Source organism: Streptomyces atratus, assembly GCF_900119365.1.
GTDB lineage: Bacteria > Actinomycetota > Actinomycetes > Streptomycetales > Streptomycetaceae > Streptomyces > Streptomyces atratus_B.
The window spans coordinates 218,878-243,024 of sequence record NZ_FPJO01000007.1; the positions used below are offsets into that span (position 1 = coordinate 218,878).

General features: G+C 70.4%; 25 protein-coding genes and 1 pseudogene. 13 read left to right on the forward strand and 13 right to left on the reverse strand.

The features are described from left to right. Window positions 1-168: 168 nt before the first annotated feature. The gene (locus BT364_RS15370; protein WP_072485708.1) at window positions 169-1,455 is read left to right on the forward strand and encodes an ABC transporter substrate-binding protein; all 1,287 of its coding nucleotides are present in this window, start codon (window positions 169-171) and stop codon (window positions 1,453-1,455) included. 72 nt (window positions 1,456-1,527) lie between these two features. Here the strand turns inward: BT364_RS15370 and BT364_RS15375 are convergent, their stop codons facing one another. Further along, entirely contained in the window at window positions 1,528-3,099 is a 1,572-nt protein-coding gene (locus tag BT364_RS15375; protein WP_177328136.1) for a hypothetical protein, read from the reverse strand. 161 nt (window positions 3,100-3,260) lie between these two features. Then, window positions 3,261-4,643 (reverse strand): NsdA family TPR-like regulatory protein, encoded by a 1,383-nt coding sequence (locus tag BT364_RS15380; protein ID WP_072485709.1) that lies wholly within the window; start codon window positions 4,641-4,643, stop codon window positions 3,261-3,263. 314 nt (window positions 4,644-4,957) lie between these two features. Between BT364_RS15380 and BT364_RS15385 the strand changes: the two genes are divergently transcribed. The 3 genes from BT364_RS15385 to BT364_RS15395 are packed head-to-tail and all read left to right on the forward strand — an operon-like array spanning window position 4,958 to window position 8,181. Continuing rightward, complete coding sequence (locus tag BT364_RS15385) at window positions 4,958-5,668, forward strand: bifunctional DNA primase/polymerase (protein ID WP_256259790.1); 711 nt, start codon at window positions 4,958-4,960, stop codon at window positions 5,666-5,668. A gap of 39 nt (window positions 5,669-5,707) precedes the next feature. Beyond that, the gene (locus BT364_RS15390) at window positions 5,708-6,538 is read left to right on the forward strand and encodes an ABC transporter ATP-binding protein (RefSeq protein ID WP_072485710.1); all 831 of its coding nucleotides are present in this window, start codon (window positions 5,708-5,710) and stop codon (window positions 6,536-6,538) included. Continuing rightward, the gene (locus BT364_RS15395; protein WP_072485711.1) at window positions 6,535-8,181 is read left to right on the forward strand and encodes a transporter; all 1,647 of its coding nucleotides are present in this window, start codon (window positions 6,535-6,537) and stop codon (window positions 8,179-8,181) included. The genes BT364_RS15390 and BT364_RS15395 overlap by 4 nt, the downstream gene beginning before the upstream one ends. A gap of 83 nt (window positions 8,182-8,264) precedes the next feature. On the opposite strand, the gene BT364_RS15400 is transcribed toward BT364_RS15395, so the two are convergent. Further along, window positions 8,265-9,158 (reverse strand): alpha/beta fold hydrolase, encoded by an 894-nt coding sequence (locus BT364_RS15400; protein WP_072485712.1) that lies wholly within the window; start codon window positions 9,156-9,158, stop codon window positions 8,265-8,267. Window positions 9,159-9,825: 667 nt separating this feature from the next. Next, window positions 9,826-10,518 (reverse strand): iron-dependent transcriptional repressor DtxR, encoded by a 693-nt coding sequence (locus tag BT364_RS15405; RefSeq protein WP_072485713.1) that lies wholly within the window; start codon window positions 10,516-10,518, stop codon window positions 9,826-9,828. A 211-nt stretch (window positions 10,519-10,729) separates the two neighbouring features. Between BT364_RS15405 and BT364_RS15410 the strand changes: the two genes are divergently transcribed. Then, entirely contained in the window at window positions 10,730-11,485 is a 756-nt protein-coding gene (locus tag BT364_RS15410) for an SIS domain-containing protein (protein ID WP_072485714.1), read from the forward strand. A 33-nt stretch (window positions 11,486-11,518) separates the two neighbouring features. Here BT364_RS15410 and BT364_RS15415 read toward each other — a convergent pair whose 3' ends face one another. Together BT364_RS15415 and pdxH are read right to left on the reverse strand one after the other, a co-directional pair. Continuing rightward, complete coding sequence (locus BT364_RS15415) at window positions 11,519-12,877, reverse strand: PAS domain-containing protein (protein ID WP_072485715.1); 1,359 nt, start codon at window positions 12,875-12,877, stop codon at window positions 11,519-11,521. A gap of 371 nt (window positions 12,878-13,248) precedes the next feature. Then, window positions 13,249-13,875 carry a pyridoxamine 5'-phosphate oxidase gene (pdxH, locus tag BT364_RS15420; RefSeq protein ID WP_072485827.1) on the reverse strand — a complete coding sequence of 209 codons (627 nt, stop codon included), beginning with the start codon at window positions 13,873-13,875 and terminating at the stop codon, window positions 13,249-13,251. 220 nt (window positions 13,876-14,095) lie between these two features. On the opposite strand from pdxH, the gene BT364_RS15425 reads away from it, so the two are divergent. From BT364_RS15425 to BT364_RS15435, 3 genes are all read left to right on the forward strand, one after another. Next, window positions 14,096-15,205 (forward strand): citrate synthase 2, encoded by a 1,110-nt coding sequence (locus tag BT364_RS15425; protein WP_072485716.1) that lies wholly within the window; start codon window positions 14,096-14,098, stop codon window positions 15,203-15,205. Window positions 15,206-15,383: 178 nt separating this feature from the next. Further along, window positions 15,384-16,691 carry an AAA family ATPase gene (locus BT364_RS15430; protein WP_072485717.1) on the forward strand — a complete coding sequence of 436 codons (1,308 nt, stop codon included), beginning with the start codon at window positions 15,384-15,386 and terminating at the stop codon, window positions 16,689-16,691. Further along, on the forward strand, window positions 16,660-17,283 hold the full coding sequence (locus tag BT364_RS15435; RefSeq protein ID WP_072485718.1) for an RloB family protein: 624 nt from the start codon (window positions 16,660-16,662) through the stop codon (window positions 17,281-17,283). The genes BT364_RS15430 and BT364_RS15435 overlap by 32 nt, the downstream gene beginning before the upstream one ends. 12 nt (window positions 17,284-17,295) lie before the next feature. Here the strand turns inward: BT364_RS15435 and BT364_RS40115 are convergent. The 3 genes and pseudogenes from BT364_RS40115 to BT364_RS15450 form a co-directional block, all read right to left on the reverse strand. Beyond that, a pseudogene (locus tag BT364_RS40115) lies at window positions 17,296-17,391 on the reverse strand (TetR/AcrR family transcriptional regulator); the annotation flags it as partial. Between the two features lie 243 nt (window positions 17,392-17,634). After that, window positions 17,635-18,045, reverse strand: a complete 411-nt coding sequence (locus tag BT364_RS15445; protein ID WP_218172435.1) for a hypothetical protein — start codon at window positions 18,043-18,045, stop codon at window positions 17,635-17,637. 69 nt (window positions 18,046-18,114) lie between these two features. Then, a complete protein-coding gene (locus BT364_RS15450; protein WP_072485721.1) occupies window positions 18,115-18,339 on the reverse strand; it encodes a hypothetical protein in 225 nt (74 codons plus the stop codon). 48 nt (window positions 18,340-18,387) lie between these two features. Between BT364_RS15450 and BT364_RS15455 the strand changes: the two genes are divergently transcribed. Then, a complete protein-coding gene (locus BT364_RS15455) occupies window positions 18,388-18,606 on the forward strand; it encodes a hypothetical protein (RefSeq protein WP_072485722.1) in 219 nt (72 codons plus the stop codon). A gap of 181 nt (window positions 18,607-18,787) precedes the next feature. Here BT364_RS15455 and BT364_RS15460 read toward each other — a convergent pair whose 3' ends face one another. From BT364_RS15460 to BT364_RS15475, 4 genes are all read right to left on the reverse strand, one after another. Further along, window positions 18,788-19,381, reverse strand: a complete 594-nt coding sequence (locus BT364_RS15460) for a TetR/AcrR family transcriptional regulator (protein ID WP_072485723.1) — start codon at window positions 19,379-19,381, stop codon at window positions 18,788-18,790. Then, window positions 19,369-20,106: an enoyl-CoA hydratase family protein gene (locus BT364_RS15465; protein ID WP_072485724.1), complete on the reverse strand. Its 738-nt coding sequence runs from the start codon at window positions 20,104-20,106 to the stop codon at window positions 19,369-19,371. The genes BT364_RS15460 and BT364_RS15465 overlap by 13 nt, the downstream gene beginning before the upstream one ends. A 148-nt stretch (window positions 20,107-20,254) precedes the next feature. After that, window positions 20,255-20,473 (reverse strand): DUF397 domain-containing protein, encoded by a 219-nt coding sequence (locus BT364_RS15470; RefSeq protein ID WP_072485725.1) that lies wholly within the window; start codon window positions 20,471-20,473, stop codon window positions 20,255-20,257. Then, window positions 20,470-20,691 carry a Scr1 family TA system antitoxin-like transcriptional regulator gene (locus BT364_RS15475; RefSeq protein WP_143166494.1) on the reverse strand — a complete coding sequence of 74 codons (222 nt, stop codon included), beginning with the start codon at window positions 20,689-20,691 and terminating at the stop codon, window positions 20,470-20,472. Before BT364_RS15475 ends, BT364_RS15470 begins: the two co-directional genes overlap by 4 nt. Window positions 20,692-20,938: 247 nt before the next feature. On the opposite strand from BT364_RS15475, the gene BT364_RS15480 reads away from it, so the two are divergent. The 4 genes from BT364_RS15480 to BT364_RS15495 all read left to right on the forward strand — a co-directional run bounded on the left by BT364_RS15480 (window position 20,939) and on the right by BT364_RS15495 (window position 24,008). Further along, window positions 20,939-21,277, forward strand: coding sequence for a hypothetical protein (locus tag BT364_RS15480; protein ID WP_143166495.1), 339 nt, complete (start codon window positions 20,939-20,941; stop codon window positions 21,275-21,277). A 91-nt stretch (window positions 21,278-21,368) separates the two neighbouring features. After that, the gene (locus BT364_RS15485; RefSeq protein WP_072485728.1) at window positions 21,369-22,121 is read left to right on the forward strand and encodes an ATP-binding cassette domain-containing protein; all 753 of its coding nucleotides are present in this window, start codon (window positions 21,369-21,371) and stop codon (window positions 22,119-22,121) included. Then, window positions 22,115-23,416, forward strand: a complete 1,302-nt coding sequence (locus BT364_RS15490; protein WP_072485729.1) for a DUF7224 domain-containing protein — start codon at window positions 22,115-22,117, stop codon at window positions 23,414-23,416. The genes BT364_RS15485 and BT364_RS15490 overlap by 7 nt, the downstream gene beginning before the upstream one ends. After that, on the forward strand, window positions 23,403-24,008 hold the full coding sequence (locus BT364_RS15495) for a hypothetical protein (RefSeq protein ID WP_072485730.1): 606 nt from the start codon (window positions 23,403-23,405) through the stop codon (window positions 24,006-24,008). Before BT364_RS15490 ends, BT364_RS15495 begins: the two co-directional genes overlap by 14 nt. Window positions 24,009-24,147 lie beyond the last annotated feature (139 nt).

Genomic DNA, 24,147 nt, shown 5'->3' on the forward strand with positions numbered 1-24,147 from the left:
GGAGCGACGGCCGCGACGGGAAGAGTTCTCCGAACCTTGCTGCACGGTCATCGATCGTACGTTCCCTTTTCGGCCCCCCGCACCGGCCCCCGCAATTCACCCGGATGTCACCGAGCGTTGAGCGGGGCACACTGCGGCGTTACCCCGCGGCCGGAAACGTTCATGCCCATGACCGGACGGCGACGCCCCACCTCCCCCCGCCCCTACAAGTTCCTCACAAGTACGGCGGCGGTCGGGGCGTTGCTGGCCACCGGCTGCGGTGTACTCCCTGGGGCCACGGGGGGCTCCAGGGAGCCCCTCACCGTGCTGACGTGGGCCCCGAGCGGGGTCGCGGGACCGGACGCGGTGGACATGGCGGGCATGACCGCCATGGCGCGCACCTATGCCCGCTGGGCCAACGACAACGGCGGGCTGGACGGCCACAGGCTGCGCGTCGTCACCTGCGACGAGGAGGACACCTCGATCGGCGCGGCGAACTGCGCCCGGCGGGCCGTCGAGGAGAAGGCGGTCGCGGTCGTCGGCTCGTACAGCCGGCACGGCTCGGCGTTCATGCCGCCGCTGGAGGCCGCCGGAATCCCCTACATCGGCGGATACGGCGCTTCCGACGAGGAGTTCAGCAGCTACAACTCCTATCCGGTCAACGGCGGCCAGCCGGCCCTGCTCGCCGGCAACGCCCGGCAGCTGGCCCGCAGTTGCGAGCGAGTGTCCGTGGTCCGGCCCGACACCCTGAGCGGCGACGGCCAGGCCTGGCTCCTCAGGACCGGGCTCACCGAGGCCGGCCGGCCCGCGCCCACCGACATCCGGGCTCCGGAGTCGGCCACTTCGTACGACGCGTCCGCCGGGCCGGCGCTCGATGCGGCGGGGACGGCCGACGGCTGTGTGACGGCCGTGCTCGGCAAGCGCACGGAAACCTTCTTCGACTCCTTCCGGCGGCTCGAACCGTCGTACGGGAGCGGCAGCGTACGGATCTCCTCCGTGCTCGGCAGCGTCGACCAGCCGCTGATCGACAGCACCGGCGGCCGGAACAGCCCGTTCGAGGGGGCCTACATCACCGGCTGGTACCCGGACGCGGGCGACGCCCGCTGGGACGGGATGCGGAACGTGATCCGCGAGCATGCCTTCGGCGACAACCGGATCGACCCGGACGACACGGGCGTGCAGACCACCTGGATCGCGTTCACCGTGCTGAAGGAGATCGTGAAGGCGATCGACTCCCCGCAGATCAACGCCTGGAAGCTCGCCTCCGCCCTCAACGGGGGCACCCCGGCCGACACCGGCGGCCTCACCCCGGTGCTGCGCTGGAGCTTCGAGGACGTGCTGGGCTCGTCCTCGTATCCGCGGATCGTCAACACCCGGGTGACGTTCCAGGTGGTGCGCGACGGGCGGCTCGTCGCGGACCGGAAGGGCTTCATGGACGTCGCGAAGACCCTGTCGGACGCCAGCGCGAAGAGCTGACCGCCGCGCTCCGGCGCATCTGCGCGGCGCGGGGCGGCGGGCCCGTTCCGGACTCCCCCGCCCCGCCCGCCGTCACAGCTCGGTGGCCGCCCGACGGGTCAGCCCGTACTTCGACGCGATCGAGTTCCACAGCCCCGAAGCCTGCCGCTTCGCCTTGCTGGCCTCGCCGCTCTGCACGGTGGCCGCTTGCATCTCGGAGGTCGTGCGCGCCTTCCCGTGCTTGCACACCTTCTTGCCGTTCTTGGCCTGCTCGGCCCATGCGGCGTAGTGCTCGTCGGCGGCGGCGGAGGCCCGCCAGGCCTTGGTGAGGGAGGCGGTCAACTGCGCGTGGTTCGGCAGCTTGTCGACGGACAGCCCCTCCAGGCGGGTCACCAGATCGCGGCGCTGCTGGGCGGCGCTCTTCAGATCGGTCACGGCCTGGTCCAGATCCGTGCAGCTCTTGGTCTTCTCCACGGCCCCGATGACCGCGGCGCGGCTGTTGTTGCTGTCCGCGAGCAGCTTGTCGAGCGCCTCGGCCTGCGGCTTCGCCGGATCGGACGCGGCCTGCGTCTCGGGCTCCTCGACGGGTGAACTCGCCGCGGCCACCGGCTGCTTGTCGTCCTCGCCCTTGTCGTCGCCGCCGCTCATCAGCGCACCCGCGCCGAGGCCGACGACGGCGCAGCCGGCCACGACCGCCGTAATGAGCGTGACGTGCGCCCGCTTCTTGCGCGGCCGCTGCGGCTCCTCGTCCACCGGCTGGTACGGGGGCTGCGTGGCCTGCGGGGGCTGCGGGGGCTGCGGGGCACCCTGGTACCGGGGCCCGGGGTCGAGATGGGGCATCTGCTGGGTGGCGCCCGCCGGCTCGTCGCTGCGGAACAGGTTGTCGAACTCGGCGGGCGGCTGCCGGTCGCCCGGGGCCCCGGGCCTGATGCCGTACGGGGCGCCGCCCGGGACCGGCGGGATGTACTGGGTCGCCTCGGCGTCGCCGCCCTGACCGGGCTGCTGCTGATACGCCTGCTGCTGCTGCGCCGGGCCGCCGAGGAACCGGGTCGACTCCGCGGGGTTCTCCGGCGGCAGCCCGCCCGGCCCGGGGCCGCCGGCCACCGGCGCGATGTACTGCGTGGCCTCCGCGTCCCCGCCGGGGCCCGCCCCGGGCCCGGCCTCGGGCGGCAACGGCTGCGCGAAGGGCTGTGGTTGCTGCTGAGCGTGCGGAGGCTGCGGTTGCTGCTGCGGCTGGTGGGACTGCGGGGCCTGGTGGGCCTGGTGGGCCTGGTGGGCCTGCTGCGGCAGGTAGGACTGGTGAGGCTGCTGGGGATGTACCGGCGGCAGCGGCTGGGCCTGCGGCATCTGCGCGTGCTGCGGGGCGGGCGGCTGCCCGTACCCCTGCCCCGGCTGCATCTGTCCGTACTGTCCCTGCCCGTACGCCCCCGGCCCCTGGGCGGGCGCATGGGGCTGCGGCAGCGGCTGGGACTGATGCGAGGCGTCCTGGTGCGCCGCCTGCGGCCCCCAGGGCTGCCCCCACGGCTGGCCGCCCGCCGGGGCGGCCTGATCCGCGGGCCCCCCTGGCATCCAGGGCTCGCTGCCACCCGCGGGCAGCACGACACCTTCGTGCGCGGGCCGTACAGCAGGGAGCTGCTGCTCGTCACCCTGTCCGCTCTGCGTCACCGGGACTCCTACGTGTAAACCTACGGAATCGTCGGCTCACGCTATCGGGTGGTTGCCGCCGTTCGCCAAGCGTGTGCTGTCACTCACCAGCCCTCCACAGGCGCTGTAACGCTCAGCGCTCTCAAAACGCAGTTAAGGGGCGGCTTCCCGCGCGCCCCCGGTCAGGCCGCCTGGAGCTCCAGCCGCGCGCCGAACTCGCGCACCGCCGCCTCGTCCCCGTACGGGAGGAGCCGCTGCTGCAGATCGTCCAGGTATTCCGCGCCCCGGCTGGAGCGCACCGACCCCAGCAGCTCCATCGCCCGCGTGCCCGTGTGGCAGGCCTGCTCCACCTCGCGCATCTGGACCTGGGCCGTGGCCAGGAGCACCAGACCGATGCCGCGGCGGCGGGCCCGGGACTCCGGGTGCCCGGCCACGGACTCCTTCGCCCGGCGCGCGGCGGCCTCCGCCTGGCCGAGGTCGCGGTGACAGTGCGCCAGTTCGTCCGCGAGATAGGCGTGGTCGAAGTGGGCGATCCAGTCGGGGTCGTCGCCCGTGCCGGGTTCGGCCTGCTCCATGGCCGTCAGCGCGCGGCCCGTCACCACCTGGCAGGTGCGGGCGTCGCCGAGCAGGGCGTGGCCGCGGGCCTCCGCCGCGTAGAACATCGCCTCGGCCCTCGGGGTGACCCGCCCGCGCGCGCCCTCCTGCGCGGCGCGCGCCAGCTGGGCGATCTCCCGGGGATTGCCGAGCTGCGCGGCGAGATGACTCATCGAGGCGGCCAGTACATAACCGCCGTACGCCCGGTCGCCCGCCGCCTGGGCCAGGCGCAGCGCCTGGATGTAGTAGCGCTGGGCGAGCCCCGGCTGGCCGGTGTCGACCGCCATGTACCCGGCGAGTTCGGTGAGTCGCGCGACCGCCCCGAACAGCTGCCGGCCGACCGATTCCCGGTACGCCCCGGAGAGCAGCCCGGAGACCACGCTGTTCAGGTAGTGCACCAGGACCGGCCGCACATGTCCGCTGCCGAAGCGGTGGTCGAGGTCGACCAGCGCGGCCGTCATCGCCCGCACCGCCGCCACGTCCGACACCCCGACCCGGGACCCGGCGGCCCGTGCCACCTGCGGGTCGGCGCCGGTGATCAGCCAGTCGCGGCTGGGTTCGACGAGCGCGGAGGAGGCGACCGCCGAGCCGGACAGGAAGTCGCGGCGGCCGACATCGCTGCGCCACAGCTCGCAGACCTGCTCGATCGCGCCGATCACGGTCGGGGCGAACTGCAGGCCGACGCCCGATGCCGGATTCTTGCCATTGGCCATCCCGATCTCGTCGATCGTGACCGTACGGCCGAGCTTGCGGCCGAGCGCCTCGGCGATGATTCCCGGTGCCCTGCCGCGTGGTTGCTGTCCGCGGAGCCAACGGGCCACGGACGTCTTGTCGTAGCGCAGGTCGAGCCCGCGTTCCGCACCGACCATGTTGACGCGGCGGGCGAGGCCGGCGTTGGAGCATCCGGCTTCCTGGATGAGCGCCTGGAGCCGTTCGTTCGGCTGGCGTGCGACGAGAGGCCTGGCTGCCATGTTTCCCCCTGAGGCCGCAGTGATCATTGAGCCGATCACTGCCCGGCGATTACGCGGAAAATGCACAGATTCATCGTGTTCGTCACGTGCGTCGTATTCCTTGCCATTCATGTCGGCATATGACAGAGGCCGACCGTTCCGGACCCGCACATCGGCCGCCCGGCGGTTGCCCGTATGTGGCTACCCGCCCCGCCGGGCACCGCCTCACGCGCGCCCCCGCCCATGCATCCATGCGCCCCGTGTGCCGGACCGGTACGCCGCGTCCGCGCCTCGCGCGCCCGTAACCCCGGGCGTTGGCCGTAGTTGTGCTCTGCGTGGAAGAGCCCATCGGAGTCGAAGAGCCCGTCGTAGTCACGGAAGCCGCGAAGGTCCCCCGGCAGCAGGGCGAGCAACTGCTGGACGCAGCGGTGCGGTACGCGGAGGAGCGGCACTGGGACGTGTGCCCGGGCACCTGGCTGGAGGCGGCGGAGGGGACCGAGCGGTGCTCCTGCGGCGACACCGGCTGCGCCGCTCCCGGCGCCCATCCCGCCGGCCCGGACTGGGCGGGCCGGGCGACCGGCAGCGGTGCCGCGGCCCGCCGGATGTGGTCCAGGCACCCGAAGGCGTCGATCCTGCTGCCCACCGGGCGCACCTTCGACGTCATCGGCGTACCGGAGTCGGCGGGATTCCTGGCACTGGCCCGGATGGAGCGGATGGGCCTGCGCCTGGGCCCCGTCACCTGCAGCCCCGACCGGCGGATGTTCTTCTTCGTGCTGCCGGGTGCGGCGGCCAAGTCGGACGAGCTGGTACGGAAGTTGGGCTGGCGGGCCGCCGCCATCGACCTGGTCGGCCGCGGCGACGGCCAGTACGTGACCGGTCCGCCGACCCGGGTCGGCGGGCGCGGAGCGGTGCAGTGGGCGCGCCGCCCCACCCCCGCCAACCGGTGGCTGCCGGACGCGGAGGAGCTCATCAGCCCGCTCGCCTACGCCTGCGCCAGGGAAGCGGCCGACGCACGGACCCGCCCCCCGCAGAGCCCCCTTTCGTAGGGTGGTCCCTGAAACGGGGCCATCGAAAGGCAGTGCATCATGCAGGACCGGGCAGAGACCGACAGAGCGACGCGGGCGGGTGAGGCGGGCGGACCGGCCACGCCACCGCCCGCCGTGCGCGTACAGGGGCTGTGGAAGCGGTTCGGGGAACAGACCGCGGTGGCCGGGATCGATCTGCAACTGCCCGCGGGCAAGTTCATCGGTCTGGTCGGACCCAACGGCGCCGGCAAGACCACCACGCTGTCGATGGTCACCGGGCTGCTCCGCCCCGACCAGGGGACCGTCGAGGTCGCCGGTCACGACGTGTGGCGCGACCCGGTCGAGGTGAAGAGCCGGATCGGCGTGCTCCCGGAGGGGCTGCGGCTCTTCGAGCGTCTCTCGGGACGCGAACTCCTCGCGTACACCGGCAGATTGCGCGGACTGCCGGGCTCCGAGGTCGACAAGCGGGCCACCCAGCTCCTGGACGTGCTCGACCTGGCGGGTGCCCAGCACAAGCTGGTCGTCGACTACTCGACCGGCATGCGGAAGAAGATCGGGCTCGCGGCCGCGCTGCTGCACAACCCCGAAGTGCTGTTCCTGGACGAGCCGTTCGAGGGCGTCGACCCGGTCTCGGCGCAGACCATCCGCGAGGTTCTCGAGCGCTACACCCGCTCGGGTGCGACCGTCGTCTTCTCCAGCCATGTGATGGAGCTCGTCGAGTCCCTCTGCGACTGGGTGGCCGTCATGGCGGCCGGCACGATCCGGGCCCAGGGCACCCTCGCCGAGGTGCGCGGCGAGGCGTCCTCGCTGCAGAACGCCTTCCTCGAACTCGTCGGCGCGGGCTCCCGCACCGGCGGTGACTCCCTGGACTGGCTGGGCGGCAAGCGATGAGCGTGCTCGACGCCCCGGCGGGGGCCGCGCCCGGACCGGCCGGCACCGGCGAGGGGCTCGTCGGTGTCTTCGTACGGCTGAAGCTGACCCTGCTGCGCAACGGGCTGCGGCAGTCGGCCGGCCGGCGGGCCGCGTACATCACCTCCGTCGTCTTCACCCTGCTGTTCGCCGCGGGCCTGCTGCTCGGGCTGGTCGCGCTGCGCGGGCACGCCCACGCCGCCTCCCTCGTCGTGCTGCTGGCGGGGGTGGTGGCGGTCGGCTGGACCGTGATACCGCTGTTCTTCCCCAGCGGTGACGAGACCCTCGACCCGAGCCGGCTGGTGATGCTGCCGCTGCGGCCGCGGCCGCTGATCGGGGCGCTGCTGACGGCCTCGCTGGTCGGGATCGGTCCGCTGTTCACGCTCTGCCTGGCGGCCGGATCGGCCTTCGCGGTGGCGAGCGGGGCGGCCGGGGCGGTGTTCGCGGTGGTGGCCGCGCCGCTCACGCTGCTGGTGTGCGTGGCACTGACGCGGGCCGTGGCCACGGCCAACACCCGGCTGCTGACGTCGCGCAAGGGCCGCGACCTCGCGGTGCTCAGCGGGCTGGTGATCGCGGTGGGCTTCCAGGTCGTCAACTTCGGTGCGCAGCGGCTCGGCCGGGCGGGCGGGCTCGCCGCGCTCGACCCGGCCGCGGACGTGGTGCGCTGGCTGCCGCCCGCCTCGGCGGTCGGCGCGGTGGACTCGGCGTCGCGGGGCTCGTACGGGCAGGCCCTCGTACAACTGCTGCTGTCCGTCGCGGCGCTGGCCGCGCTGCTGTGGCTGTGGCAGCGGAGCCTGGTGAAGCTGATGACGGCCCCGGACGGTTCGACCCTGGCCGCCGCCGGGCCGGGCCGCGAGAAGGCCGGCAAGGACGGCTCCAGGCTTTCCGCGCTGCTGCCCCAGGGGCGCACGGGGCCGGTGATGGAGCGCAGTCTGCGGTACATCGCACGCGACCCGAAGACCAAGGCCGCCTGGACCACGGCGCTGGCGATCGGGCTGATCGTGCCGATCCTCAACGCGCTCCAGGGCACCGGGTCGATCTACTTCGCCTGCTTCGCCGCCTGGATGCTCGGCATCCAGATGTACAACCAGTTCGGGCAGGACACCTCCGCGTTCTGGATGGTGGCGCTGACGATCTCCTCGGCCCGTGACGCCTATCTGGAACTGCGGGCGCGGGCCCTGGCGTTGCTGCTGATCACGCTGCCCTACACGGTCCTGGTGACGGTGGTGACCGCCGGGGTGCTCGGTGACTGGGGTGACCTGCCGGAGGCCATGGGGCTGTCGTTCGCCCTGCTGGGCGGGATGCTGGCGACGGGGGCGGTGGCGTCGGCGAACTTCGCGTACTCGATCCCGCAGGACGGGGCGTTCAAGAACGTGGCGCCGGGGCAGGCCGGGCTCGCCTGGATCTCGATCTTCGGCGGCATGGTCTCGGCGGGACTGCTCTGCGCACCCGTGATCGCGGTGACGATCTGGCTGCATGTCGCCGATCTGGAGCAGTGGCTGTGGCTGCTGCTGCCCGTGGGGGCGGTGTACGGGGCACTGATCTCCTGGGCGGGGCTGCGGATCGCCGCGCCCCGCACGGCGGACCGGCTCCCGGAGATCCTGGCGGCGGTCAGCAAGGGCTGAGAGCCTGTCGGCCTGTGCGGCGGATCAGGGCCGGACAGGCCCCGGTCCGCCGCACACCCGTCCGCACCCGTCCTGATGCTCCGTTACGACGGGACGGGCTCGCGGTCGTCCTGGGAGTCCTCGGCGAACTGTTCCAGGAAGGGCTCGACCGCCGCGCGCCAGCCCTCGGGCTGGTCGTAGTGGACGAGATGGCCGGCGTCGGCCACCTCCGCGTACTGCCCGCGCGGCAGTACGCGGACCATCTCCTGGGCCTCCGCCCGGCCCAGCTCGCCGTCGAGGCCGCGGAGGACCAGGGTCGGGCAGCGGACCTGCGCCAGCTCATCCCAGTGCGCGTCGAACACCCAGGTCGCGCGGGACTGGAGCATCTGGCGGCGGGAGAAGACGGGGCGCCAGCCGTCGGCCCGCTCGGCCATCACCTCGGCGAAGAACTCGCCGCGGGCCGGGTTGGGCCGCTCCACCCAGGGGTCGTCCTCGCCGAACCACTTCCGTACGTCGGAGAGCGTCGCGAACGGCACCGGCCAGGTCTTGAACCAGTCCTCCCACTCTCGCTGCGAGGCCGCGCCGAGCGCGGAGGCCCGCATGTCGCAGATGACCAGGGCCCGGACGAGATCGGGGCGCTTCGCGGCGAGCTGCCAGGCCGTCAGCGCGCCCATCGAATGCCCGACGAGGGTGACGGGCGCGAGGCCCAGCTGTTCGATCGCGGCCTCGGCGTCGGCGACGTACGCGTCACGGGTGTACGGGCCTTCGGCCGGCTTGTCGCTGCGGCCGTGCCCGCGCTGGTCGAGGCCGACGGCGCGGTGCCGCTCGGCGAGCCAGCGAGCGGTGGGGGCCCAGTGCGCGGCCCTTCCCATCAGGCCGTGGAGCAGTAATACCCCGGGGGCGCGCTCGCCCTCCGCGCGCCCCTTGGGTGGGTCGGCGAACTCCCAGGCCGCGAGGCGTACGCCGCCGGTCCCGGTCACATCGATGCGCCGCACCATATGTCCTGGCACCCCCTTCTGGTCCTCGATCACCGCTTGATGCACTGCTCGATCACCGCGTGGTCGCGTCAAGCCAGACTATCGAACTTGTATTCGAAAACTGGGTTCCGCCATCCAACACCGCTCGTTCGAGTGACCGCCGTCAAGGATTGACCGGGGCGGCGGAGGGGAGACCTTCTCCGGGAGGCGGGCCACTCGGGGATGAGGGCCCGTGGGGATCGACCTCGAGAGCTCGGGGCTCCAGGTCGAAGCAGGGGAGGACAGGCCCCGGCGCCGCGAGGCGCCGGGGCCCTCTGTCTTCCGGGAAGCCGCCGACGCCGGTGCGCCGCGATGGGCGGCGGCACCGGCTTCGCGGGCGGCGGCGGGCGATGCGCGGGGGCTTCCATGAGCACTGCCGCGCGATGTTCGGACGGCCGGGACCACGGCAGCCACGTTCCGGTACGCGCGCCGGACGTGCCGGACGCGCCAGTACGACGGGCGCATGCACCTGCTCCCTCCCCGACCGCGCGGCCAGTCGGCCGACACTCTCAGGTATGTCTCAGCCACAGCCTGGCACGCGATCCGTCCGGGCGCTGCAGTTCCGGACGGAAAAAGGGAAAGCGGAATTCACACATGAACGCCCCGCAGACGGCATCCGGCCAAGCGGTGGGACGCGGAGACGAGGCGCTCAGCGCTTGCCCACGAACACGTGCGAGGCGACCTCGGTGTCCAGCTCCGCCGCCTCGCCGCTGCTGCCGACCAGCACGCCACCGGGCGACTGGGTCACGCTGACCACGGAGCCGGGCTGCACACCCGCACGCCGCAGCGTGTACATCAGCTGGGCATCCGTCTGGATCGGCTCACCGATCCGGCGCACGACCACCGTCTTGCCCTCGGCACCCGGGTCGAGCTCCGACAGGCTCACCATCCCCTCGTCGAGGAAGGGGTCGGCCTCGGCCTTCTCGCCCAGCTCCTCCAGACCCGGGATCGGATTCCCGTACGGCGACTCCGTCGGATGACGCAGCAGCTCCAGCACCCGCCGCTCCACGGCCTCGCTCATCACATGCTCCCAGCGGCACGCCTCGGCGTGGACCTGCTCCCACTCCAGGCCGATCACGTCGACGAGCAGGCACTCGGCGAGCCGGTGCTTGCGCATCACACGCGTCGCCAGGCGGCGCCCCTCGTCGGTCAGCTCCAGATGCCGGTCGCCCGCGACCTGCACCAGACCGTCACGCTCCATGCGCGCCACCGTCTGGCTGACCGTCGGACCGCTCTGGTCCAGCCGTTCCGCGATCCGGGCGCGCATGGGGACCACGCCTTCCTCTTCGAGTTCGAGGATGGTGCGGAGGTACATCTCCGTGGTGTCGATCAGTCCGGACATTCGTGCCCCTCGATGCTGTGACATGAAAAACGTCGTGCGCTGGCCCTGACCCAATTCTGACGCATACCGCCGACAACCGTGCCGCGCCCGGCGAACACCGTGCAGCGGAGCCGCCGGGGCGGTATTGACAGGTCACTGGTCCAGACCGCAACGTGATCCGCGGCATGGACACCCGTGAACACTCTCTCCCCCGCCGGAAAGGGCCTCCTCGATGAGCGACAGCAAGCTGGCCGGTCAGTTCTTCGACGCAGCGATCGGCCTGCTGGAGCGGGTACGCGACGAGGAGTCCGGCAGCATCGCGGCCGCCGGTGCCGCGATCGCCGACGCCGTCGCGGCGGGCGGCCGGCTCTTCGCCTTCGGCGCCGGGCACTCCTCGCTCGCCGCGCAGGACGTCGTCTACCGGGCGGGCGGCCTCGCCCTGATGAACCTGCTGGCCATCCCGGGGACGGTCGGCGTCGACGTCATGCCCGCGACCCTCGGCTCCGCGCTGGAGCGGGTCGACGGACTGGCGGGCGCCGTGCTGGACTCCAGCCCCGCCCGGGCCGGCGACGTACTCGTGGTCATCTCGCTCTCCGGACGCAACGCGCTCCCGGTGGAGATGGCGCAGAACGCACGGGCGCTCGGCCTGAAGGTCATCGGCGTGACGTCGGTGGCGTACGCGGACGGCACCCGCTCCCGGCACGTCTCGGGCGGCTTCCTGCGGGACCACTGCGACATCGTGCTCGACAGCAAGATCGCCATCGGTGACGCGGAGCTGACCCTCGACGGGATCGAGGCGCCGTTCGCCCCCGCGTCGACGGTGGTCACCAGCGCCCTGATGCAGGCGATGACGGCCGCCGCAGCGGAACAGCTCGTGGAGCGGGGCGTGGAGCCACCGCTGCTGCGCTCGGCGAACGTCGACGGCGGCCACGAGTGGAACGGGCGCGTGATGACGGAGTACCGGGACCGGATCTTCTACCGGCAGTGAGCGGTGACAGGTGACGGGCCGGAGAACGCATCGTCACCTCGTCGGCGCCAGCACCTGCGCCAGGTCCACCGCCGCGGCCACCCGCACCGCCACGCTCTCCGCGTACGCCGCGTCGGGACGCTCGAACGCCGTGCGGTGGGCCGAGCGCAGGAACGTCACCACACCCAGCGTGCGCCCCCTGCTCCGCAGCACCGCGCACAGCGCGTGCACACAGTCGCCCGGCCACTGCCGCTCCGCCGCCCACGCCCCGGCCCCCGGCCCGGCCCCCGCGCTGGCCCGCACCGAACCCGTGCGGTCCACCGCCTGGAGCGCCGGGTGCCCCGCCACGTACCGCAGCGGAATGGAACCGCCCGCCACCGGCAGGCACGGGCCAGGCTCACCGGACGGGGTCGCCGCCGCCCGCACCAGCCGCTCCCCCACCACCAGATCGACCAGCGCATGGTCCGCGAAGCCCGCCAGCGCGTAGTCCAGATAGGACGTCGCCGCCTCCATCGGGTCCTCGCACTCGGACGCCGACCGCGAGGCCCGGTGCAGTTGGTTCGACCTGAACCTCATCCGGTCCGCCTCCTGCGCCGCCAGCTTCTCGGCCGTCACGTCCTGGAACAGCCAGCCGACCCCCAGCGGCACCGGCTCCTCGGCGAGCGGCGACGCCAGCTGCAGAAAACCACTGCGCCAGCAGCGCCGCCGCTCCCCCTCCGCCGTCCGCAGCGTCACCCACAGCTCGGCGGGCGCCGGTGGTGCGCCCTCGGCGAGCACATGCTGCAACGCGCCCTCCAGGTCCTCGACGCCCTGCACGATCAGCTCCCCCAGCGGGCGCCCCAGCAGCGTCGTGCGGCCGGCGCCCAGCGCCCGGGCCGCATGCGCGTTGACGATCGTCGGCCGCAGATCCGCGTCGACCAGCACCACGCCCCAGGACGCGTCCTCGAACAGCGCCTCGCTCAGCGCGATCGACCGCTCCAGATCGATCTGCGCATGCACCTCGCTGAACGCGCAGTACACCCCGGCCGGTCCGCCGTCCGCGCCCCGGACCCCGGCCGACTGGGTCCGCACCAGCACCCGCCCGCCGTCCTTGCGCAGCAGCGCGAACTCGTGGACGCGGCGCCCGGCACCGTCCATGGCCGCCATCAGCCGCTCCTGCACCTCACCCGCGTCCGCCCGCCGCACCGCCCACCCGGCGAACCCGGACCGCCCCACGGCCTCCTCGGCGGACCAGCCCAGAATCCGCTCGGCCTCGCGGTTCCAGTGGGTGATCGTGCCGTCCGCGTCGAACGCGCAGAGCGCGGCGTCCATCCCGTCGAGCAACGCGGCGAGCAACTCGGCCCCGTGCCCCGCCTTCGGCCCCTCGTCGGGCCCGAGCGCTTCGGCCGTTCCACTGCTTGTGGACGCACTCATCCCGTACCCCCCGCAGGACGCATCCGGCATTTCCGCACGTCAGACCATTGAACTCGAAGGCGCCCCAGCACACGTCGACTTCCCGGAAATCGACCGGCGCATTAATTCGCTTGTGCGGTGCCGGGGACGTTCCTAGGCTGCTGCTACACGCGAAAGGAGGTGTTCCAGAAGTGATTTCTTCTCGGACTCGTGAGGTGGCTGCGGGCTGACGCCCGTTGTCGCGCTCTTTGCAGTGCAGGCCGGTCGTCGGCCAATCCCAAGCAGTCACCGACCCGCAGGCTCGCCGGTAAGTCCGGCCGGCTCCTCCGCAAGGAGGGACCAGAGCCTGCGGGTCTCTGCATGTCCGCAGGGGGCTGCCCCGAAAGGACTCGCTACGGGCACAGGCGCTCGACGCGCCACTGATCGCCCTCGCGTACGTACTTCAGCCGGTCGTGCAGCCGGTTCTCGTGGCCCTGCCAGAACTCGATGGTTTCGGGGACGACACGGAAGCCGCCCCAGTTCGGGGGCGCGGGGACCTGTTCGCCCTCGGGGTAGCGGGCCGCGAGCTCCTCGTAGCGGGCGAGCAACTCGTCGCGGGAGCCGATCACCGTCGACTGGGGGCTCGCCCAGGCGCCGAGCTGGGAGCCGTGCGGGCGGGTGCGGAAGTAGGCGACCGTCTCGTCACGGCCGGTCCGGTCCGCCCGGCCGGTGACGATGACCTGGCGGGCCATCGGGTGCCAGGGGAAGAGCAGCGAGACGTACGGGTTGGCGGTCAGCTCGCGGCCCTTGCGGGATTCGTAGTTGGTGAAGAAGACGAAGCCGCGCTCGTCGTACTTCTTCAGCAGCACGGTGCGCGAGGAGGGCCGGCCCTCGGGGGTGGCGGTGGAGACCACCATGGCGTTGGGCTCGTGGAGCAGCCCGCCGACGGCGACCTGCCGGAACCAGTGGGCGAACTGCTGCATCGGGTCGGCGGCCAGCGTGTCCTCGGTGAAGCGCTCGGAGCGGTACTGCTCGCGCATCGCGGCCGGATCGGTGGTGGAATCGGAGGGGGAATCTGCGGTGGGCACGGGGTCATCCTGCCGCAGCGGCAGGCCAGGCCCGGCAAGGAGGGTGTCGGAGGGGCGGGGCCGATTCGAGGTCCTGTGCCGGATGTCACGCTTCCCCGCGTCAGGGGAACCCGCCAATATCTTGAGGCAGGCCACTGTGGCCTCCGCAGAGCCGCCGACCGAGGGAGCCGCCATGTCCGACTTCGTACCGGGACTAGAGGGAGTCGTCGCGTTCGAGACGGAGATCGCCGAACCGGACAAGGAAGGCGGTGCGCTCCGTTACCGGGGTGTCGACATCGAGGATCTCGTCGGCCATGTGTCGTTCGGCAACGTCTGGGGTCTGCTGGTCGACGGGGCGTTCAACCCCGGTCTGCCGCCGGCCGAGCCGTTCCCGATCCCGGTGCACTCCGGGGACATCCGGGTCGATGTGCAGTCCGCGCTGGCGATGCTCGCCCCGGTGTGGGGTCTGAAACCGCTGCTCGACATCGACGAGCAGACCGCGCGCGACGATCTGGCGCGGGCCGCCGTGATGGCGCTGTCGTACGTCGCCCAGTCGGCGCGCGGGCAGGGGCTGCCGATGGTCCCGCAGAGCGAGATCGACAAGGCGCAGTCCGTGGTCGAGCGGTTCATGATCCGCTGGCGGGGCGAGCCGGACCCCAAGCACGTGAAGGCCGTCGACGCGTACTGGACGTCGGCCGCGGAGCACGGCATGAACGCCTCGACGTTCACCGCCCGCGTCATCGCGTCGACCGGCGCCGATGTGGCGGCGGCGTTGTCGGGTGCGGTGGGTGCCATGTCGGGTCCGCTGCACGGTGGTGCGCCGTCCCGGGTGCTCGGCATGATCGAGGAGATCGAGCGGACCGGCGATGCCACCGCGTACGTGAAGAAGGCCCTGGACAAGGGTGAGCGCCTGATGGGTTTCGGCCACCGGGTCTACCGGGCGGAGGACCCGCGGGCGCGGGTGCTGCGGCGTACCGCCGAGGAGTTGGGCGCGCCGCGCTTCGAGGTGGCGCAGGCGCTGGAGAAGGCCGCGCTGGAGGAGCTGCACGCGCGGCGCCCGGACCGGGTGCTGGCGACGAACGTGGAGTTCTGGGCGGCGATCATGCTGGACTTCGCGGAGGTTCCGGCGCACATGTTCACGTCGATGTTCACCTGCGCGCGTACGGCGGGCTGGTCGGCGCACATCCTGGAGCAGAAGCGGACGGGGCGGCTGGTGCGTCCTTCGGCGCGGTACGTGGGTCCGGGCTCGCGGGATCCGCGGGAGATCGAGGGGTACGGCCAGCTCGCGGATCTGGGGAACTGAGCGCCTCGTCCGGCCCAGGGCCGAGGTCGGGGGGACCGGTTCCCTCTCCCGCCTCGGCTCCCGTTCGGGTGGAATCACCACCCGCGACGGCTGGTATTCCCTGCAACAGGTTGCCAGCCTCCTGTACTCGCGATTCACTTGCGCACGGTCCCACTGAATCGCCGGGGGGAGGGCTCACGTGCTGCTGAACTTCAGAGTGTCGAATCATCGCTCGATCCGGGAAGAGCAAGAACTCCAGCTTCACCCCGCCTACGACGCGGATCGGCCTCCCGGCACGTACTGGCAGGCCGTTCCCGTGGCAGGCCTCTTCGGCGCCAACGCGGCCGGCAAGTCGAATCTGCTCGGTGCGTTGGAATACATGGCCCGAATGGTAGTGAACTCGCACCGTGACGCGGAGCCCGACGGCGGAGTCACCCGCAGCCCCTTCCGTCTGGACACCGCCGCGCTCGAAGAGCCTTCCTGGTACGTGGTGGACCTGCTGCTCGACGGTGTCCGCTACACCTACGGTTTCAGCGTCGATGACGAGCGGGTTCTGGACGAATGGCTCTACAGCTATCCGCATGGGAAGAAGCGCAAGATCTTCGAGCGGCCGGACGGCGACGTGCAGCCCGGCGACTCACAGGCCAAGCGCGAACTGGAACTGGTCGAGAACATCACCGAACCCAATGTGCTGTTCCTGACCATGGCGGCACGTTCCAGGCAGATGGACTTCCGGCCGGTCTATGACTGGTTCCTGACAGATTTGAGGTTCGGTCGGCATGGACCGGGCCGCCCCATCGGCCCCGAGGTGGGCCGGATGCTGGAGGCGCCGGAACGTCATCCCGAGCTGATGGCCCTCCTGCGCGCGGCTGACCTGGGTATCGAGGAGTGCGGCACGGAGCGCGTGCTCGTGGACGAGGACGCGCTGCGACAGCGGTACGGCAGGCGTGTCCCGTTGCGTCTGCTCGCCAGACTGGAAGAGGAGGGGCCGCAAGAACACGTGCGTCCGTGGCTCGGGCACCGCGGTCGTACCGGCGTGGTGCGGATGGACCTGCACGAGCAGTCCGCCGGCACCCGGGCGCTGCTGGAACAGGCTCCACGGTTCATGTCGGTCCTTCGGCGGGGCGGCACCTTGGTCGTGGACGAGATCGACTCCAGTCTCCACCCCCTGCTCACCGCGCAGCTCATCGAACTCTTCCAGGACCCGGCCACCAACCCGCACGGAGCGCAACTGGTCTTCACCACGCACGATGCCAGCCTGCTCGGTCGCATGGGCGGCGAGGACATCCTCAAGCGGGACCAGGTGTGGTTCTTGGAGAAAAATCGCCACGGGGAGACGGAGTTGTTCGCCCTGTCGGAGTTCAAGCCACGCATCGGGGAGAACCACGAGCGCCGCTACCTGGGCGGCAGCTACGGCGGCGTGCCCTTCATCGACGACAGTTTCGCCAGAGCGCTGGCGGGCCGGGGGGAGCAGGATGGCGAGGACACCGAAGCCGAGCGGACGTAGGAGTCCCTCCTTCGAGTCCCGGCTCGACAGAAGAACCGGGCGTCGAGTCGCTCGGCAGCGATTACTGGTCGTCTGCGGAACCGAAGTGACGGAACGGGACTATGTGCAGGGACTCAAGTCCTCCGTACGGAATCCGGCAGTCTCGGTCAAGATCGTCGAGCGCCCCAAGGCACCTTCCCAAGTCGTCGCGTACACAGCGAAGTTACTCGCGTCGGCAGCCGAAGAGTACGACCAGGCATGGTGTGTGTTCGATGTCGACGAATTCACGGACATCGACCGCGCCGTGACCGACGCGGACCACAGCGGCATCGGGATCGCGCTGTCGAATCCATGCTTTGAACTGTGGTTGTTGCTGCACTTCACCGACCACCGCAGTCACGCCCCGTCGTGCACCCATCTCGTGCCGCACCTGGACAGACACACAGCAGGCGGATACAGCAAGACAGGGCTCGACTTCCGCGCCTACGAGAGCACCTGGCGCGAAGCGGTTCGCCGGGCGCGAGAACTGGCGCCGGAGGGCAAGGAACCGGAGGTGAATCCGTCCACCGGCATGTGGCGGCTTGCCCTCGCCATCGGCGGCCCGGCGACGTAGCGACGTATTCGGTCAGTCCAGTACGCCGTCCAGCAGCGCTGCCCACTGCGCCACGACCCTCCGGCGGCGGGCCGTGTCGTCGTGGCGCAGGCGCTGGAGAAGGCCGCGCTGGTGCCAGCCGCGTTGGCGCCGAAGAAGCCTGCCACGGGAACCGCCTGCCAAGTCGAATCTGCTCGGCGCGCTGGAATACATGGCCCGGATGGTGGTGAACTCGCACCGTGACGCGGCACCCGACGGCGGCGTCACGCACAGTCCCTTCGCCGTCACTCGTTCACGTCAGCGACGCCGACTGCCACTGGGGCCGCCACACCCCGAGGAGCCAACCCGACCAGTCTGCTACCGAGTCGCCGGCTAGAACGTCCCCGTGAAGAGAAGCTTGCCGTCCCCTCCGTACACGGCTACCGGCGAGGAGCCGGACTCGGATTTCTGCCATGCCGCAAACGCGCCGGCAAGGAGTTCACCGTTGACTTCGGTGGAAAGGGCGGCCGGGAGCTTGGTCGAGATGAATGCCCGACCCTCATCGCCGTCCCAATCCCCAATGATCTTGTCGACCGCCGGGAGCAGGTCGTTGACTGCGGCTTGATCAGCTGAGGCCTTACGGAAGTCCGCAGCATCCCTTCGCGAGTCGGCTGCATCATCATCCGGAGGCACTGTGTCAACGGTAACCACGTCGACTGACTTGGGTTCGTTTTCCATGAACGACGAACAGCCCGCAAGGAATCCAACAATCAACACACACGGGACGATCTTTCGATAACGCATTCCGCTGCTCCAAACCAATAGCGACGCGCTCCCCCGGCCGACACCGGCCGGAGGAGCACGCTACCGCACCTACACGCTCACGTGGTCAGCCTTGTTGTTCCAGTCACCACCGTAGGTGTAATCAACGTCGGTCATCTTGTTGCACGTTCCAAGGGCGGTGTACGCGTGGGGGTCCGGCAGTCCAGTTCGAAAGTCGGTGAAATCCATCCCCCCGGACTTCTTGTTGTTGCATGCCGAGCCGGTCTTGTCACGGAAATCCCAGTCCGCGAGGTTCTCTGACCGCTTCTCGCTCACACACCGGCTTGAATCGAACGAGTAATTGGGGCATCGAGTACATACGACGTGAAGCGGACCAGGTTTGGCTCCTGGAGGAAAAATCAGTACGGCGAGACAGATCTGTTCGCCCTGGCGGAATTCAAGCCCCGCATCGGGGAGAACCACGAGCGCCGCTACCTGGGCGGCAGCTACGGCGGCGTGCCCTTCATCGACGACAGTTTCGCCAGAGCGCTGGCGGGCCGGGGGGAGCAGGATGGCGAGGACACCGAAGCCGGGCGGACATAGGAGTCCCTCCCTCGGAACCTATGGCCGTGACCAAGGCAGACCGCCACAGCATGGGGATCGCGCTGTCCAACCCATGCGGGAACTGGCCCCGGAGGGCAAGGAACCGGAGGTGAATCCGTCCACCGGCATGTGGCGGCTTGCCCTCGCCATCGGCGGCCCGGCGACGTAGCGACGTATTCGGTCAGTCCAGTACGCCGTCCAGCAGCGCCGCCCACTGCGCCACGACCCTGCGCCGCCGGGCCGTGTCGTCGGTGAGCACGTTGGCAAGGCCCAGGCCGCGGGCCATGTCGAGGAGTCCCTGGACCGTTTCCCGTACGCCGGGGCGGGTCTCGTCGGCGTGCAGGAGGCCGACCGCGATGCGGTGGGTCTCGCGGCCTACGCGGGCTTCGAGTTCGGTGACGCGGGGGCGGAGCTGTTCCTCGTTGGAGGCGGCGACCCAGAGCTGGAGTGCGGCACGGAAGAGCGGGCCGGTGTAGAGGTCGACGAGGGCGGCGACGACGGCGGCCCGGTCCTGGTCGGGGACGGCGCGCAGGGCGGCGGAGCGTTCCTCGGCGACGTATTCGACGGCTCCGGTGAACAGGTCCTCGCGGGTGGGGAAGTGGTGCTGGGCGGCGCCGCGCGAGACGCCGGCGCGCATCGCGACGACGGAGACGGTGGAGCCCGCCCAGCCGTGTTCGGCGAGGCAGGCGACGGCGGCTTCGAGGAGTCGGCGGCGGGTGGCGCGGCTGCGGTCCTGTTTGGGGGTCCGGTCGGTAGGGGGCGTCACAACACCCATGCGGGGTCCCGTCGTTCGAGGAAGGCCGTCATTCCTTCCCGGGCCTCGGCGGAGGCGAAGAGGGCCGCCGAGCGGGCGATGAGGTCTTCGGCGTGCTGGTCGAAGCTTTCGAGCACAGTAGCCGTGACCAGCTTCTTCGATGCCGCCAGCCCCTGGGGGGACGCCTTGCGCAGCCCGTCCAGGACGGGGGCGAGGTCCTTGTCCACGTCCTCGGCGGCGAGCGTGATCAGGCCGATGCGGGCGGCTTCGGCGGCGTCGAAGCGTTCTCCGGTGAGGTAGTAGCGGGCGGCGGCACGCGGGTCGATGCGGGGCAGCAGCGGCAGGGAGATGACGGCGGGGGCGAGCCCCAGGCGGGATTCGGTGAGGGCGAAGGAGGCTTCGGGGCCGGCCGCGGAGATGTCGCAGGCGCCGAGCAGGCCGAGGCCGCCCGCCCGGACATGGCCGGTGACCCGGGCGACGACGGGTTTGGGCAGGGCGACGATCTGCCGCATCAGGGCGACGAGGGCGTGCGGGTCGGGCGGTGCGGTGAGATCGGCGCCCGCGCAGAAGGTGTTGCCGGTGTGGGTGAGGACGACGGCCCGTACGGTGTCGTCGGCCGCGCACGCGTCCAGGGCGGTGGAGAGCTCGCCGACGAGTGCCGCGGAGAGTGCGTTGCGGTTGGCGGGCGAGTCGAGGGTGAGTGTGGTGATGCCCCGGTCGTGGGTGGGCAGGGCGAGCAGCGTCATGCGGTTCGTCTCCTTGTGCCGGGCCGTCCCGTCGAGCGTGGCAGCAGGGAGCAGAACAATCAAGCGCGCTTGCATGATTTCAGGCTCGGCACGAGGCAGCGGTCCACCCCCGGGGCGTGGGGGCGGACCGCTGCTCTGCCGCGCCTACCTACCGCAAGTCGCCCCGACGCAGCACGTCCACCAGGCCGCCCAGGGCGGCGTACGAGAACAGCAGCGCCGGACCGTTCGGATTCTTGCTGTCCCGCACGGCGACGCGCTGCTCAGCGTGGTTCACGATGCCGCACTCGACGCACTGGGCGCCGGTGTCGGATCGCGACGACTTCCACCAGGAAACAGGCAGCGTGGACGCGTCATCAATGTGAGTCATAGGGATTTCCTTATCTCTGCGATCAGTTCCGTGGACGCCTCGACCGACTCCGCGGCAGAGGTGAGCCTCCGCGCGGCCTCCCGGTACATAAACACCTGATCACGCTGCTCGACGTAGACGGCGGACGTGAGGTGCTCAGTGTGTACGACGTCGAGGTCTGCGTGATCACCGAACGACAGGATGCTGAACGAGCCGAGTTGCCCCACGTAGAGAGGCAACTGCAGCTCACTCAGCCTGGCTCGCGGGCATGTAGCCCCGTCAGCCACACAAGTCTGGACACCTCAGGCTGGAAACAAGCCAAACGAGACGATCTCCAAACGCCCATTTGCTGCTCAACAGCGCCGGAAGGCCGCAATTCGCTTCAGCCGAAAGAGTTCGGCGCGCTATTGTCACGTTTCGTAATTCGGGGGCGCCGACCCATGCCTCCATTGCTTGATTCTAAAATTCCCAAGGGGGGGAATGTATATGATTTCTCTTGCGTCGCGCATATCTGGCTCCAAGGCTGCCAAGGGTGTTGCCGTCGGTGCCCTGGCGGCTGCGGCCATCGGCCTGACGGCTCCAGTGTCGAGCGCTTCCAACGAGGCGTCCTGGTTCAAGGGGTGCCGGGGGTACTGGTACTCCACGTCCGGTCACGGCTACTGCTCCAACGCGACGAACTACCCGAATTACGGGTACTTGACGAGCTATGACTGCAATGTCGAGATCGATACGCAGAACTACGACAGGCTGTACAAGGGGTACGTGGGCAAGTACGACACCCACGAGTGCACGTTCGAGATCAACAAGACCCCTGTGGGATCGTAACTAGCCAGCACTTCAGGAGAGCCCGCCAGCGCGGCGGGCCCGTCCTTTATTTCGGGGAAATGTGCCAATGACGACATACCCTGTCGCTCGATTGACGGCCCTCACACAGGGATACGGTGGTCGACGCATCATCGAGAATCTCGACCTGGCCATCCAGCCCGGCGTCACGGGCCTGTTGGGCCCCAACGGCGCGGGCAAGACCACGCTCTTCCGTACGCTCGCCACCATCGCGCCGCCGCAGAGCGGGCAGCTGGAGCTGTTCGAAAGGCCCGTCACCAACGAGCGGCAAGCGCGGCGAGTCCGCCGTCGCATCGGCTACCTCCCGCAGGACTTCGGGTACTACCCGGCCTTCTCCATAACGGACTTCGTCCGCTACTGCGCCTGGCTGCGTGAGGTCCCCTCCAGGAAGGTCGACTCCGCGACCAGGGAGGCACTGGCGGCCGTGGGCCTGGCCGACCGGGCCCGAGACCGCATGAAGTCGCTGTCCGGCGGCATGCTCCGCCGGGCCGGGATCGCTGCGGCTATCGTCGGCTCCCCCTCCCTGCTCCTGCTGGATGAGCCGACCGTCGGTCTCGACCCCGCGCAGCGCCTCGACTTCCGTGAGCTCATTCGTTCCCTCGCCCGCGCGGGAACAGCCGTCCTCCTCAGCACGCACCTGGTCGAGGATGTCGGCGCCGCCTGCGACACCGTCTTCGTACTGAGTAACGGCCAGGTGTGCCACAGCGGCACACCTCAGCAGCTGGCAGAACTCGCCCTGTCCACAGCGCCGGGCGACAGCCCCCTGGAACGCGGCTACATGACGGTACTCGGCAACCACCGACCCAACGAGGGGGCCGCATGCTGAACGCCTACCGCATCGAGCTGCGCCGCTCGCCCCTTCTGACAGCGTTCCCCTTGATGATCGCCGTGGACCTGGTGGTGCTCTTCGGCCGGTCCCGGTACTGGATCGGTGTGTGGCCCGAAGCGAGCGTGGCGGCCCAGGTCGTCACGCTCTTCCTGGGGCCCGTGCTCGCCGGCGTCTCGGCCTGGCAGGCCGGACGTTCCTCCCGCGCGGGGATGCCCGAGACCGTGCTCGCGGCCGCCCGACCGATCTGGCGGATCGAGGCCGCACGGCTGGCCGCGACGCTCACTCTCGGATTCCTGGCGTACGTGATCGGATGCCTGACCGCCGCATTCATCTCATTCGGCGAGGCGGGCCCCGGCTTCCTGTGGCCCTCCTATCTCCTGCTCGGCGCCTCCATCCTGATCATCTTCGCGTCCGTGGGCCATCTGGCCGGCCGCTGGTGGCCCTCCGCCGCCTTCACCCCCGTCGTCTGCGCGCTGGGCTGCTTCATCAGCATGCTGGCGCTCCCCTTCAAGTTCAACGTCCTCGCGGGACCGCCGGACCAGCACCTGCGCCTCCTTCCGGTCGCCGTGCGGCTGCTGTTTGCACTCGCGCTCGCGGCGCTGGCGGTGACGGCACCACCGCTACGCAGGAGCGCCGAGCGCCAGATGCCGCGTCAGGGAACGCCCCTGCACATCCGCGGTGTCGCCATCGGGTCGGCAGCAGGCTCTCTCATCGCACTGGCCGCGGTGCCGGCCGCCGGCGAACTGCGCGTCGAGCGCCCGGCATCGGCGACGGCGCCGCTGTGCGAGCGCGCGGAGAAGGGCGTGCCACAGGTGTGCGTGTGGCCCGAGCACCGCAAGTACCTGCCCGAACTGACCGGCATGGCCCAGCGCTTGGGCCAACCCGTCCAGCCCTGGTTGAAGTCGCCCGACGCGTTCCACGAGTTCGGGCTGCGGCGGAACAAGTGGGGCGACCGCGGATTCGACATCGCCGAAGGTCACGTCCGTACCGCGGCGATCGCCATGGCCGACCGGGTGTTCACCGAGTCCCTGGGTCTCTGCATACCTCCTCGCCAGGAGAGCCGGGCCTGGCAGGCCATGGACAACATCCGCCTCTGGCTCGAGTACCGCTCCGCGGGACAGGACCCGGCTGTCGCCGACGAGGGACTCCATATGGAAGGTGTATCCGCCGCCCAACGCGAGGCGACCAAGGTCATACGGATGCCTGCGGCCGAGCAGCAAAAATGGCTTGCTCAGGAGCGCGGCCACATCCTTCGAGACCCTTCCTGGTGCAAGCCTGATGACCGGTTCTGACCTACTCCGCTATGCAAGAGTCCACCGGGGTGTAGCCGTCCTGGTGGCAACGGCCGCTGTCGCCCTTCTCTCGGCCTTCTTCGGCGGCACTCATATCGCGCTGCCCTCCATCGGTAGCGGGGGAGTCACCACGGGCGTGCCCTTCCGGCACGAACTCCCGCTTCTGTCGGCTGTTTTCCTCACCGCGGCTCTCGACGGTGCCATGTCGGCACATGATGAGATGGGTGCATCCGCGATGCACCGGTTCCGCCTCAAGTACTGCACTGGCCTGACACTGACAGCTTGCGCCTTCTCCTTCGCCACTGAGGCGCTCGCCGTCGGTCCGGAAGCCGGGGTCGTCTTCGTTCGATCCCTCCTGATCTGGTTCGGTCTCGCCCTGCTGTCAGTGAGGCTGCTCGGCCACCAGCTCGGCTGGATCATCCCCCTGGCTTCGGCCTTCTTTCTGATCTGGTACCCACACAACCGGTGGGACTGGACGTCCAACTCGGCCACCGACCTCTTCAGCTGGGCAGTGGCCGTGATCGCTCTGTCCGTCGGAGTGGGCGCAACCGCGGCCACCCCGTGGAGAAGGAAAGCTTTTCTTCGAACGTAAAACCCGCCAGGCAGAGCAGAACTTCACAATGTGCAGGTAGGCGTAAGGCGTTCATCCGCACCGTGACCGAGCCCGCACCGGCCCGGACGGGGCTCGCGCCGGGGTAACAGCCCGGCAGGTGCGGGAAGTGCACAGGGCC